General features: G+C 64.6%; 11 protein-coding genes. 2 read left to right on the top strand and 9 right to left on the bottom strand.

The window, feature by feature from the left end; all coding sequences use genetic code 11:
- Window positions 1-34: 34 nt before the first annotated feature.
- Genes ACTIF2_RS08500 through ACTIF2_RS08490 form a run of 3 tightly spaced genes read right to left on the bottom strand, consistent with a single transcriptional unit; the run spans window position 35 to window position 2,761 of the window.
- Entirely contained in the window at window positions 35-796 is a 762-nt protein-coding gene (locus ACTIF2_RS08500) for an SDR family NAD(P)-dependent oxidoreductase (RefSeq protein WP_439496620.1), read from the bottom strand.
- Between the two features lie 16 nt (window positions 797-812).
- A complete protein-coding gene (gene rhmD, locus ACTIF2_RS08495; protein WP_439496619.1) occupies window positions 813-1,991 on the bottom strand; it encodes an L-rhamnonate dehydratase in 1,179 nt (392 codons plus the stop codon).
- A gap of 17 nt (window positions 1,992-2,008) precedes the next feature.
- Window positions 2,009-2,761: an SDR family oxidoreductase gene (locus ACTIF2_RS08490; protein ID WP_439496618.1), complete on the bottom strand. Its 753-nt coding sequence runs from the start codon at window positions 2,759-2,761 to the stop codon at window positions 2,009-2,011.
- Window positions 2,762-3,049: 288 nt separating this feature from the next.
- Between ACTIF2_RS08490 and ACTIF2_RS08485 the strand changes: the two genes are divergently transcribed.
- Window positions 3,050-4,009 carry a LysR family transcriptional regulator gene (locus tag ACTIF2_RS08485; RefSeq protein WP_439496617.1) on the top strand — a complete coding sequence of 320 codons (960 nt, stop codon included), beginning with the start codon at window positions 3,050-3,052 and terminating at the stop codon, window positions 4,007-4,009.
- On the opposite strand, the gene ACTIF2_RS08480 is transcribed toward ACTIF2_RS08485, so the two are convergent.
- The 6 genes from ACTIF2_RS08480 to ACTIF2_RS08455 form a co-directional block, all read right to left on the bottom strand.
- Window positions 3,941-4,687 (bottom strand): GntR family transcriptional regulator, encoded by a 747-nt coding sequence (locus tag ACTIF2_RS08480; RefSeq protein ID WP_439496616.1) that lies wholly within the window; start codon window positions 4,685-4,687, stop codon window positions 3,941-3,943. The genes ACTIF2_RS08485 and ACTIF2_RS08480 overlap by 69 nt on opposite strands.
- Window positions 4,680-5,564 carry an ABC transporter permease gene (locus ACTIF2_RS08475; protein WP_439496615.1) on the bottom strand — a complete coding sequence of 295 codons (885 nt, stop codon included), beginning with the start codon at window positions 5,562-5,564 and terminating at the stop codon, window positions 4,680-4,682. Before ACTIF2_RS08475 ends, ACTIF2_RS08480 begins: the two co-directional genes overlap by 8 nt.
- Before the next feature lie 5 nt (window positions 5,565-5,569).
- Window positions 5,570-6,493, bottom strand: a complete 924-nt coding sequence (locus tag ACTIF2_RS08470; RefSeq protein ID WP_439496614.1) for an ABC transporter permease — start codon at window positions 6,491-6,493, stop codon at window positions 5,570-5,572.
- A 64-nt stretch (window positions 6,494-6,557) separates the two neighbouring features.
- Window positions 6,558-8,165, bottom strand: coding sequence for an ABC transporter substrate-binding protein (locus ACTIF2_RS08465; protein ID WP_439496613.1), 1,608 nt, complete (start codon window positions 8,163-8,165; stop codon window positions 6,558-6,560).
- 67 nt (window positions 8,166-8,232) lie between these two features.
- Window positions 8,233-9,405 carry an enolase C-terminal domain-like protein gene (locus ACTIF2_RS08460; protein ID WP_439496612.1) on the bottom strand — a complete coding sequence of 391 codons (1,173 nt, stop codon included), beginning with the start codon at window positions 9,403-9,405 and terminating at the stop codon, window positions 8,233-8,235.
- A 436-nt stretch (window positions 9,406-9,841) separates the two neighbouring features.
- Window positions 9,842-10,552 (bottom strand): FCD domain-containing protein, encoded by a 711-nt coding sequence (locus ACTIF2_RS08455; RefSeq protein ID WP_439496611.1) that lies wholly within the window; start codon window positions 10,550-10,552, stop codon window positions 9,842-9,844.
- A gap of 246 nt (window positions 10,553-10,798) precedes the next feature.
- Between ACTIF2_RS08455 and ACTIF2_RS08450 the strand changes: the two genes are divergently transcribed.
- Window positions 10,799-12,301, top strand: a complete 1,503-nt coding sequence (locus tag ACTIF2_RS08450) for an ABC transporter substrate-binding protein (RefSeq protein WP_439496610.1) — start codon at window positions 10,799-10,801, stop codon at window positions 12,299-12,301.
- Window positions 12,302-12,305 lie beyond the last annotated feature (4 nt).

Here is a 12,305-nt window from a genome sequence, read left to right as displayed (position 1 = left end):
GGCCTTGGGTTTTTTTGTCGTTCGTCGCCGCAGGCTACGGCATCACGCTACCGCCATTCACTTCGATGACCTGCCCGGTGACGTAGCTTGCGAGGTATTCGCTCGCGAGGAACAGCACTGCGCCGGCGCACTCATCGGCCCGGCCGAGCCGTCCCATCGGGATCGTCGCCTCCAGCTGCTTGAGCAGTTCGGGCGAGGTGTGGGCATCGTGGATCGGCGTCGCGATGACGCCGGGCGCCACCGCATTGACCCTGACGCCGTCGCGGCTGAGTTCCTTGGCCAGCGCGCGCGTGAAGGTCGAAACATAAGCCTTCGTGGCGGCGTAGAGGCCGGCGCCCGGACTTGCCCCGGTGCGCGCCGCCTGCGAGGTCATGTTGACCACGGAGGTGCCCGTCCGCGCGCGCAGAGTTGGCAGCAAGGCCCGCGTCAGCACCAGCATCGAGCGGGCGTTGAGATGGAAGACCTCGTCGATCAGCGCGTCGTCGGCCTCGGCGAGCTTTGACCGCCGGACGAAGCCGCCGGCATTGTTGACGAGGATATCGATATGGCCAAAGCGCGCCAGAACCTCGGCTGCGAGCCTGTCCGTTTCGGCCGTGTTCGAGACGTCAGCCTGAAAGGTCTCGGCCTGGCAGCCCTGCGACCTGACATAGGCAGCCACGGCTTCGGCCTCGTTTGGTTGCGAGCGGTAATGCACGGCGACGTGGCTGCCCTGCTCGGCAAAGGCGCGTGCCACCGCGGCACCGATGCCCGAGGAGGCGCCGGTGATGAGAACGACCTTGCCCTTCAGGTCCTGCATGGCGCTGTCCTCGTCATCACCGCGGATAAGGCCGGTGGAGCTGGCAATCGGGATTGAGCCTGACGCCGAAGCCCGGCTTGTCGAGCGCGGAGGTCTTGATGCGGCCGTTCTCCGGCAGCGGCTCGTCGAGCAGCAGAGGATGGAACATCGGCACGACGCGATCGGCCTCGGGCGCCATCATCAGGAACTCGGCGAAGGGGCTGTTATGGCGCGTCGCGACGAAGTGGTAGCTGTAGACGCTGGAGCCATGAGGGATCGTCATCACGCCATGGGCATCGGCCAGCGCGTTGATCTTCAGAAGCTCGGTCAAGCCGCCACACCAGCCGACATCGGGCTGGATGATGTCGCAGCAACCCATCTCCAGCAGCATGCGGAAGCCCCAGCGCGTCGCCTCGTGCTCGCCGGTCGTCACCAGCATGCCTGGCGGCACCGCTTTCTTGAGCGCCGCATAGCCCCAGTAATCATCGGGCGAGAGCGCCTCCTCGATCCATTTCAGGCCATGGGCCGCACCCGCATGGCCAAGCCTCGTCGCATAGTCGAGATCCAGCGCCATCCAGCAGTCGAGCATCAGCCAGAAATCGGGGCCGACCTTGTCGCGCATCGCGGAAAAGGCCTCGATATTGGCCTTCATGCCTTCGTCGCGCTCGGCCGGCCCGTGCTTCAGTGGCATCTTCCCGCCGATGAAGCCGAGCCCCTTGGCGAGATCGGGGCGTGGGCCGGTCGCGTAAAAGATCAGCTCGTCGCGCACCGGGCCGCCGATCAGCGCGCAGACGGGTTCGTCGCGGACCTTGGCAAGCAGGTCCCAGAGCGCGAGATCGACGCCGGAAATGGTGTTCACCACCACGCCCTTGCGGCCGTAATACTGGGTGGCGAAATACATCTGGTCCCAGATCGCCTCGATCTCGGTGACCTTTCGGCCCTCGATGAAGCGGGCGAGATGCTTCTCGACGATGAAGGCGCCGATCTCGCCGGCCGTTGTCACGGCAAAGCCGATGGTGCCGTCGCTGGCCTCGATCTCAATGATCAATGTCCCGAGCACGTTGAGGCCGAAAGAAGAACGCGTCCGGCGATACTCCGGATAGCGCGACATCGGCGTCGCGATCTGCCCGTCGATCCAGTGACCGCCCTTCTGGTCGTGATAGTCGGCCCCACCGCCCCGGACGGTGAAGGCGCGCACATGCTTGATCGTCGGCATTGCCATCGCCTTATCCCTCAATAGACCGCGCGACCGCCGGAAATGTCGAAGACGGCGCCTGTCGAAAAAGCGCAGTCCTCCGAGGCCAGCCAGCCGATCATCGCCGCCGCCTCCTCCACCGCCAGGAAGCGGCTCATCGGGATTTTCGAGAGCATGAAGTCGATATGCCCCTGGCTCATCTGGTCGAAGATCTCGGTTTTCGCCGCGGCGGGGGTGATGCAATTCACCAGGATGCCGGCCTGGGCGAGTTCCTTCGCCAGCGATTTCGTCATGCCGATCAGGCCGGCCTTGGAGGCCGAATAATGCGAGGCGTTCGGATTGCCCTCCTTGCCGGCGATCGAGGCGATGTTGACGATGCGGCCATAGCCGAGCTCGATCATCTGCGGGACAAGCGCGCGGCAGGTCAGGTAGGGACCGACCAGATTGACGTCGACGACGCGGCGCCAGGTTGCCGGGTCGAGCTCCCAGAGCTTGCCGTTGCCCCCGGTGATGCCGGCATTGTTGACGAGGATGTCGACCTTGCCATGGATCGCGATCGCATCGGCCGCGGCCTTGGTGACGGAGGCCTCGTCGGTCAGTTCGACCACCGCGGTCGAGACGGCGCCCAGCGGCCGGAGCCTGGCCGCCGCCTCGGCGAGGCGCTCGGCATCGATGTCCCAGAGAGCGACGCCGGCTCCCGACTGGAGCATGCGCTGTGCGGCGGCAAAGCCGATTCCGCGGGCGCCGCCGGTGATCACGGCAATTCTGTCCTGAAGGTCGAGGCGGTTCACGCGAATGCAATCCCTCATCTGCGACCCGCAGAAGTCGGGCAGCATCGTTTCAACGATCGAGACGTGGGATTCGCTTGCGCGGCCTCCGGCGTCCTCCTGACAGCTGCGTGCCGGAACTCGATCATCGAGGATCGCCTGACCGCAGCTTTTGTCGTGACGACGACGCTAGCGGGAACTGCCATAATCAAATAATGAAAATTTCGACATGATCAGTTCCAGAAAGTTATCGCAATGAGCTTCATTGCTTCGCTGCCACGGCACATGCTTTCGCGCCTGCGCATTCGACACATGCTCCTGGTTTCGACCGTTGCGCGCGTCGGGACATTGCACCGGGCAGCGGAGGAAATGGCCGTCACCCAGCCGGCGGTGAGCAAGATGATGCAGGATATCGAGGACATGCTCGGCGTTCGCATCTTCGACCGCCAGCCGCGCGGGCTGGTTCCGACCGAGATCGGCTATTTCGTCGTGAATTATGCCGACCAGGTGCTGGCCGATCAGGAACGCTTCCTGCGCGGCCTGGGTAACCTCAAGCGCGGTGGCTATGGCGCCCTCTCGATCGGAGCGATCATGGCGACGGCTCCCGATATCCTGCCGGCAGCCATGGCCGAGCTGAAACGCCGACGGCCGCTGATGACGATCAGGCTCTCGACAACCACCAGCGACGAATTGCTGCGGGGGCTCGAGAAGAACGAGATCGACCTCGTGATCGGGCGCCTGACCGAAGCGCGCCATCACGCGATCTTCGACGTCGAGCCGCTCTCTATCGAAAACCTCTGGGTCTTTGCCTCGTCAGATCATCCCCTTGCCGGCCGGACCGAGGTCTCGCTGGCCGAGATGGAGGCCTACCCTTGGGTCCTGCAGCAGCAGACGAGCCCGATGCGGCAGGTCATCGACCGCTCCTTCGCGGAAGCCGGGCTGCCCTCGCTGGACAACCTCGTCGAGACAACCTCGATCTTCGCGACGCTGCAGCTCGTGCGCCGGGCCGGCATGATCTCGGTGCTGCCGCATACCATCATCGCCGAGGCGATCGACCGGGGCGAACTGGTGCAATTGCCCTTCCGGCTCGACAATCCGCTGGAGCCGTATGGCATCATCCGGCGTCGCGGCGAGCCGCTCTCGGCCAATGCCGAGGATTTCGCCCAGATCGTGCGCGACTTCGTCAAGGCCGAGCCCGCCCAGCTATCCGGAAATGCTCCCAGCTTTGACCAACGCCATCAGCTCCCTATGCGAATTGAGCAAATGGACTGAGCTGAACTTGAATGCATCCTCGCCATCGTTGCGCCGGAAGGCATCGATCAAGTGCTGATGCTCCTGTATAGCCTGGCCGGGTCTCGCCGCCGAGAAGCCATAGCGGTGGCGCAGCGCCTTCAGCAGGCCGTGGTGCCTCGCCAGAATCTGGACCGCCTCCTGATTGGGGCGAATGGCGAGCATGGCGCGGTGAAGCTCGATATTTCGGGCGACCGTCTCGGATATGTCGCCGCGGTTCGCCGCGGCTTCGTATTGCTCTTCGATCGCCAGCAGATGCTGGACCGAGGCAGGTGTCGCGATCCTGGCGCGCTGACCGTCCAGATAGGGAATCAGGCCGAGCCGGATCTCGTAGATCTCGGCCAGGAAATCGACGGAGACCGAGCGAACGATCGCGCCGCGCTTCGGATGGAGCACCACGATGCCTTCGGCGGACAGATGGTTCAGAGCCTCCCTGATCGGCGCCAGGCTCAGGCCATAGATCTTGGCGAGCTCCAACGTGGTCAGGCGTTGCCCGTCCTCGAACCGCCCGTCGATGACCGCATGCCGGATCGCCTCGGCGACCCGCATGTAGTTCGGCACGCCGAGCTGCAGCGCGTGGTCATGGCTCGGCGAGACGGGCGCCGCCGCGGCAGTGCCCGCATTCTTCGTCGTATCTCGTCTGGTTTCTGATTCAGTCACGGGTTTCCGGATCCAGGGCGTCGCGAATCGCGTCGCCGACCATGTTGAATGCCAACACGCATATCGTGATCGCGAGGCCGGCCGCGAGCACCGGCCAGGGCGAGACCAGCATCTCGGTCAGTCCGTCCCGAATGATGTTGCCCCAGCTCGGAGCAGGCGGCTGCGTGCCGAGCCCCAGGAAGCTCAGGCTCGCTTCGATGCGGATTGCGGTGGCGACCCAGAGCGTCGCGACGACGACGAGCGGACCCGAAATATTGGGCAGCACATGGCGCAGCAGGATGCGGACCGGGCCCTGCCCCGAAGCGATGGCAGCGTCGATATAGGGTTCGGCCCGGATGGCCATGGTCGAGGCGCGGGCCACGCGAATGAAGCGCGGCAGGAAGGCGAAGGCGATCGCCACGACGAGATTGGTGAAGCCCGGCCCGAGCGCGGCGGCAATCATGATGCCGATCAAGAGCGACGGGAACGCCATCAGGACATCGCTGAGCCGCCCGATCACACGGTCGATCCAGCCGCCGAAATAGCCGGCGAGCATGCCGATCATCGTGCCGAGCACACCGGCCAGCAGAGGCGCGGTGATGCCCAATGCCAGCGACGGGCGCGCGCCGTGGATGACACGCGAGAGAATGTCCCGGCCGAAACGGTCGGTGCCCAGCCAGTTGGTGCTCGAGGGACCCCGGCTCATCGCCATCATGTTCTGCTTGAGCGGATCGAACGGCGCCAGAAGGTCGGCGAAAATCGCCAGCAGGCAGAACAGCACGATCAGGACGATGCCCGTCGCGGTCACCGGGTCGGCGAGCAGGGAGCGCAGCGGGCTTTTTCGCGTGGCGTGCCCGGCAATCGCGGAGACAGGGGTTTCGATGCGAGCGGACGTCATCAACCCTATCTCCTCAACCGGGGGTCGATCAGAACATAGAGCATGTCCATGGCGAAATTGACCAGGACGACGAACAGCGCAAAGACCAGCAGCCCCGCCTGCACCATTGGATAATCCCTGCTGGCGATGCCGTTGACGAGCACGCTGCCCACGCCTGGGCGCGCGAAGATCAACTCGATGGCGATGGAACCGGACAGCATCGTCAGAATATAGATGCCGAAGCCTGTCACGACCGGGATCAGCGCATTGCGCAGGGCGTGGCGATAGATCACCCAGCGCTCCTCGACCCCCTTGGCGCGGGCGGTCCGGATATAGTCCCGTCTCAGAACCTCGAGCAGGGCCGAGCGCGTCAGCCGGCTGGTGAACGCGGCCATGATCAGGCCGAGCGTCAAAGCGGGAAGCACGATATGGCTCATCCGCTCGAAAAAGCCGCTTCCGCCGCCCATGACCGGGAAGAGGTCGAGCTTCAGACCGAACACGATGAGGATCAGCGCCCCGAGGAAGAAGTCCGGGATGCAGAAGCCGGCGAGGGCAACGACGCGGGCGACATAATCCGCCGGAGATCCTCTGCGCGTGGCCGACAGCACGCCGATCGGCACCCCGAGCAGCATGCCGACGATCATCGCGACGACCGACAGCTCGAGCGTATAGGGCAGGTTGACCAGGAGTATCTCGGAAATCGGCTGGCCCGAGATCAGCGATGTCCCCAGATCGAGGGTGGCGAGGCTGACGAAGAAATTGATGAACTGCTGCCAGAGCGGGACATCAAGGCCGAACCGCTGGCGAAACTGCGCGAGCTGCTCGGGCGTCGCATATTCGCCGAGCGCAGAGACGGCAGGGTCTCCCGGAAGCACGCGCATGGCGACGAACACCAGGCACAGCACCAGGAACACCGTCAGGATCGCATCGAGAATGCGGCTCACAATCATGGCTGGAGACCTTTGGGCCGGCCGAGGGTGCCGAACGCACCCGCGACTACCTGGACGGTGACGCTCACGCCGTGAACTGCGCCTGCGACAGGCGGTAGCGCGCATAGCCCGCCTTGACGTCGAACCCGAGCGAGAGACGCGGATTGCGTGCGAACACGAAGGACAGCGTGCAGATCGTGAAGGCGGGCATGTCGGCGAGGATCTTCAACTCGGCCTGACGGATGATCTCCTGTCGCCGCTGCAAATCGGCTTCGGCCTGCGCCTTGTCGAGCAGGTCATCGACGCCGCCCCCGCCGAGCACGCCGTAATGGCTGAAGTTGTTGAGCCCCTTCCCGTCCGATTTGACGACTGCCGAGCTGTGGAAATAGGCGAGCGGGATCTGCGTCTCGACCGGCGCGAATGTCGAAGACTGCAGCACGACTGCATTGACGTTCTTGTTCTTCTCGGCGTGATAGGTGGTATGGTCGATGGTGCGGATCGCCATATCGACGCCGATCGACCGCCACATGTCCTGGACCATCAGCATGATCGAGGCATAGTCCTCGCGCTGCGTCATCAGGATCTCGAATTTCAAGCCGCGCCCGAGGCCGGCCTCGGCCAGCAGAGCGCGGGCCTTCTTCGGATCGTAGTGGTAGCGCAGCTCCTCAGGCAGTTCCTGCTCCGTGAAGCCGCCGGGAAACTCCGGCGGGTTGATGCCCCAGCTCGGTCCGGCAATGCCGCCGAAGGCCTTGATCAGCACCTCCCGGTCGATGCCGTAACGAAGCGCCCGCCGCACGCGAACGTCGTCGAACGGCTTGCGGCTCATGTTGAAATAGAGCGTCTTGATGCTTCCCGGGCGGGTCTGGTCGAAGATCGTATCGGGCTTCTGCTGCCGCAGCTGATCGACCCATCCGGGCAGGCGCGCGCCCTCGATGATGTCGAGATCGCCCTTCAGGAAGGCGAGCGTGCGCGCCGTCGGGTCCGCCATGTAGCGGAATTCGATCGTATCGATCTTCGGCTTGGCGCCATGATAGCCGTCGAAGGCCTTGAGCACGACGCCGCGATTGGGATCCATCGCAACGAATTCATAGGGTCCGCTGCCGACCGGCGATCGCGAAAAGGTCTCGAACGGCACGTTCTCGGCCGCCTTGCGCGGGATGATCGAACCGATGATCGAGATCAGCCCGGAGGCATGGAAGGTCGGGTTGGGCTGATTGAGTAGGAACTCGACGGTATAGTCGTCCACGACACGGACAGACTCCAGATCGGAGAGATAGACGCGCTGCGTCGACGCGCTCTTCGGATCGATCATGCTGTCATAGGTGAACTTGACGTCGGCGGCGGTCAGTTCGCCGATATTCCGATGAAACTTGATGCCCCGACGCAGCTTGACCGTCCAGGTCTTGGCGTCGGGCGAAACCGTCCAGCTTTCCGCGACCTCGTTGAGGACCTTGTCATATGCGAGGTCGAACGTGCCGTAAGGCGGATCCATCAGCGAGTCGTAGATCTGCCGCGAGATGAACTGGTCGGCATTCTGCACGCTGCGGCGCGGATCGAGCGAGAACATGTTGGTTGCCGAGACCGCGACGCGCAGCGGCCTCGCATTCTGCGCCGAGACCGGACCCGGAAGCGCCGAGGCGGCTGCACCCGCGCCCGCTCCGACAAGCAACTGGCGGCGATCGATTTTCCTCATGCTGACCTCCCTGGATGTTTTTTGCGACCGCAAGGTCTTTGCCTTGCCGAGAAAAGAAGCGGTGCCGCTAGAGCGTGTGTTCGTAGTGCTCCAGGGTCTGCTTCTCGATGTAGTTCCAGTCGTAATCGACCCCGAGGCCAGGGCGGTCGGGAACGGGGAAGCACCCATCCTTCCCGACCGAATCGAGCGCATCGCTATAGCCGCAGGTGTAGAAATCGCCGGTGAAGCAGCCTCGGCTCGGGCCGACCATGGAGAGCTCGTAGAAGTTGCTGTTGCGGATCGCCGACATGCAGGCGCGCTGTGCCGGCCCGGGGGCGTGCAGTTCGACATCGAGGCCGAGCGCCTCGGCCAGATGCGCGATCTTCATGGTCCCGGTGATGCCCATGTCGAAATCCGGGTCCGCGCGGACGAAGTCGGTGCCGTCGGCGATGAGCAGGTTGGCCACCGCCTCCAGGCCGCGCACATGCTCGCCGATCAGCAGGGGTGTCTTGATCAGTTCGCGAAGCCGGCGATGGGCGTGGCTCGACAGGCCGCCATCGCTGAAGGGATCCTCGTACCAGAAGAACCCCGCTTCGTCGCAGGCCCGCCCGACCAGCAGCGCATCTGCGAAGGTGCGCAGATGGCAGCCGGGATCGATCATCAGGGCCATGCGCCCGGCGAGCGCCTTGCCGAGGAGCCGGACGTTGCGCGCTTCGCGCTCGGGATCGTCATCCTTCCAGCCATGCACCTTGAAGCCGCGATAGCCCAGTTCGAGGCATTCCTCCGCGAAGGCCACATAATCCTCCGCCCGGTCGAGACCACCGCCCTCGCCGCCATGCCAGGTGCTGGCATAGGCGGGCAGCCTGCCGCGACTGCCGCCGAGCAATTGGCTGACCGAGGCGCCGAAGCGCTTGCCGGCGAGATCCCAGAGCGCGTTGTCGAAGACCCCGACGCCCATCCGGTCCGTCTTGCGCAGGTCTCGCTTCATGTCTTCGTAGAAATGCTCGCGCTCCAGCGCCCCGAAGCCGACGAGCGCCCTGGCGGCGAGCCGAGCCTGCCCGAACATCGTGTCATTGCCGCCGACATATTCGCCGCGCGTGCCATCCCTGGTCTCGATGCGGACAGCGAGGCGGGTGCGCTGCGACTTCGCCCCGGGCAGATCGACGCCGCGCGCGACGTTTTCCATCGGAAACGAGAAAATCCGCAGTTCGACGCGCGTGATCACGGTTCCCGGTTCGGGGGCTTCGCGCCTTGCGCTCATCAGACTCGGCTCCAAAATCCAATCACCGTCGTCGGTATTATCGATAATCGTTTTTGTCAATGAGAGGCTGAGTGAATTCCGGCACGGAGGCGGATTTCGAACAGGCTCAATCCGACGCATTCCGACCCGTTGCGGACATTTGTCGTAGCTGCGCTGATCTGCGCTTTGCGCTTGAAGTGACCGCGAGGCCGGGCTGCGGCCGCTTCGCCCAACGGTCTGCGGAAGCGGCTGCCTGGGCGATCGCGATGAGGCGGCGAAGCACCGGTGCCTCGCGCTCGGCGGGCCGAGCTGCGACGAGTTCGGTGCAGGGGGCTCCTCCTCACCCTGCAGCGGGAGGTAGACCACACCATTCTATGGATCAGCTAGCCCTGTTCCGGGCTGGATAACCCCGTCTTCGAGAACGACATTAGCTTACCCTGCATTTCGCAGCGTGGGCTCAGCCGGCGTGAGACCGAGAAGTTCGGCGCACAGGTTGCGCGTCATCGGCGACGAATTGAGCGGCGATGACGGCAGCACCGTCTTCGATCGCCTTGCGGATCAGCCGGACTGCGCTCGCGGCATCGCGTCGTCCCAGGGCGTCCAAGAGGAGATCGTGATTATGCGGCTCTTCCTGCCGTGAGGAATCGATCGGGAAAAGATAGTTCAGACTCGGGCCGATCTTGAGCCAGAGCGACTCGATGACGGCATAGAGCGCCGGCATCGCCGCGCGCTCATAGAGCATCAGCCGGAACTCCTTGTTCTCGTGGAGTGCCTCTCGCGCAGCATTGCGGCGCCTGGCATCCTTGAAGCGCTCGTTGATCGCGCGCAGGACGATCAGATCCTGCTCGGTCAACAACGGCGTCGCGCGCTCGACGGCAAGGCTCTCGACGACCATGCGGATGTCGATGATCTCGCGATACCCCTCGGACGAAAGTGCCGGCACGGTGAAGGACTGCGCCGGCGCCATCTCAAGCGCACCGCTGGCGACGAGCTTCAGCAGCGCCTCGCGGACCGGGGTGGGACTGGTGCCGAGCCTCGCGGCAAGATCGCGCGCGACCAGCCTTTCGCCTGGCTTCAGGCTCCCCTCCATCAGCGCCTGCTTGAGCGTTCTTTCGACATGCCCGGTCAGGCCGCCCTTGGGCGCGATCGGCAACTGGTCAAGGCTCACGAAGCGGCTCCGTCGGCGGGAGCGCGGAAGATGTCGCGGCGCTTCGCGATTGGCAATGGCTGGCCGCAACGCCCGGCAGCGCAGCACGGAGCCTTCGTCACAGCCTTCCAAACCATGGCTGACCTGCCCATCAAACGTTCTCCCGCCTGCCACAAATTCAGACGCAATATCTCTTGCGGACGATGTTACAGAATATATTCTGCAGCGCGACGAAATTCTGGCGCAGCCGACAAAAAGGGGATTGCCATGCGACGGATCCTATCTGGAGCGCTGGGCTTGGGCCTGCTGGCGGCAACCGCCGCGTCGCCCGGCCTCGCCGCCCCCAACGAGCTCGTGATCGGGCGCGCAACCTCTGCCGCGACGCTGGATCCCGGCTTTCTGCGCGAGCCGGGGACGCTGGTCGACAACGTCTTCGACACGCTGATCCTGCGCGACAAGGAGATGAAGCTGATCCCGGGCCTTGCCCTGTCCTGGGCCGCGATCGACGACACGACCTGGGAGTTCAAGCTCCGGCCGGGCGTGAAATTCCACAATGGCGAGGCCTTCGACGCGGCCGCCGTCAAATTCACCTTCGATCGCGTGATCGACCCCGATGCCAAGTCGCCGACGATCTCCTATGTCCGCTCGGTGGTCGGCGTCGATATCGTCGATCCCCTGACCGTGCGCGTACGCACCAACGGGCCCGACCCGCTGCTGCCGACGCGGATGAGCCGCTACCCCGCCTATATCGTGCCGCCGAAATATATCGCCGAGGTCGGCAAGGACGTCTTCGCCCGCAAGCCGGTCGGCACCGGCCCTTACAAGGTCGCCGAATTCGTCCAGGACGACCGCGTCGTCATGGTCGCCAATCCCGACTACTGGCGCGGCAAGCCGACGATCGGGCGCGTCGTCTGGAAGCCGATTCCCGAGGCGACGGCCCGCATCGCGGCGCTGGTCTCCGGCGAGGTGCAGTTGATCGAGGGCGTGCCGGCCGAGCTCGTCGGCCTCGTCAAGGCGAGCCCCGAGCTCAATCTCGAACAGGTCCGCAATGGCGGGCTGACAATCTATCTCGGGCTCAAATCCAGCGAGAAGCCGCTCTCCGACGTCAAGGTCCGGCGCGCGCTCTCGATGGCGATCGACCGCAAGACCATCGTCGCGGAAATCCTCAAGGGTCTCGGCACCGCGACCGGCAGCCAGACCAGCCCGGCCGATTTCGGCTACAAGGCGATCGAGCCGCCGGCCTATGATCCGGCCAGGGCCAAGGCGCTGCTGGCGGAGGCCGGCTATCCCGACGGCTTCGCGATCAAGATGCAGGTGCCGCGCCGCTACATCTCCTCCGCCGAGGTCGGCCAGGCGATCGCGCAGCAATTTGCCGCCATCGGCGTCAAGGCTGAGCTCGAAGTGCCGGAATGGTCGGTCTATGCGCAGCAGGTCCCGGCCGGCAAACAGGCGCCGATCTACATGCTGGCCTGGGGTTCGACCCAGACGCTCGACGCCGACGCCGCGCTCTTCGCCATCCTGCGCTCGGGCGAGCCTTATTCGACCGTCTCGATGCCGGCGCTCGACGCGCTGCTCGACCAGAGCCGCAAGATCGTCGACGCCGACAAGCGCAAGGCCGTGCTGCTGGAGATCCAGGACAAGATGGTCGAGGATGTGCCGCTGCTGACGCTCTACCAGGAAGACTCGCTTTATGCGGCGCGCAAGGACCTCGTCTTCAAGGGGCGCCCGGACGCCCGCCTGCCCTTGTTCGACCTGAAGTTCGGTCCGTGACACC

The sequence above is a fragment of the Allobosea sp. genome (assembly GCF_051860145.1).
Taxonomy (GTDB): Bacteria; Pseudomonadota; Alphaproteobacteria; order Rhizobiales; family Beijerinckiaceae; genus Allobosea.
Note: the sequence above shows the minus strand (reverse complement) of the source record. Positions and strands in the feature narration are given on the sequence as shown.

Coding starts and splice junctions, on each gene's coding strand:
- ACTIF2_RS08500 (WP_439496620.1), bottom strand. CDS start 796: ATGCAGGACCTGAAGGGCAAGGTCGTTCTCATCACCGGCGCCTCCTCG.
- rhmD (WP_439496619.1), bottom strand. CDS start 1,991: ATGCCGACGATCAAGCATGTGCGCGCCTTCACCGTCCGGGGCGGTGGG.
- ACTIF2_RS08485 (WP_439496617.1), top strand. CDS start 3,050: ATGCTCCTGGTTTCGACCGTTGCGCGCGTCGGGACATTGCACCGGGCA.
- ACTIF2_RS08475 (WP_439496615.1), bottom strand. CDS start 5,564: ATGACGTCCGCTCGCATCGAAACCCCTGTCTCCGCGATTGCCGGGCAC.
- ACTIF2_RS08470 (WP_439496614.1), bottom strand. CDS start 6,493: ATGATTGTGAGCCGCATTCTCGATGCGATCCTGACGGTGTTCCTGGTG.
- ACTIF2_RS08465 (WP_439496613.1), bottom strand. CDS start 8,165: ATGAGGAAAATCGATCGCCGCCAGTTGCTTGTCGGAGCGGGCGCGGGT.
- ACTIF2_RS08460 (WP_439496612.1), bottom strand. CDS start 9,405: ATGAGCGCAAGGCGCGAAGCCCCCGAACCGGGAACCGTGATCACGCGC.
- ACTIF2_RS08450 (WP_439496610.1), top strand. CDS start 10,799: ATGCGACGGATCCTATCTGGAGCGCTGGGCTTGGGCCTGCTGGCGGCA.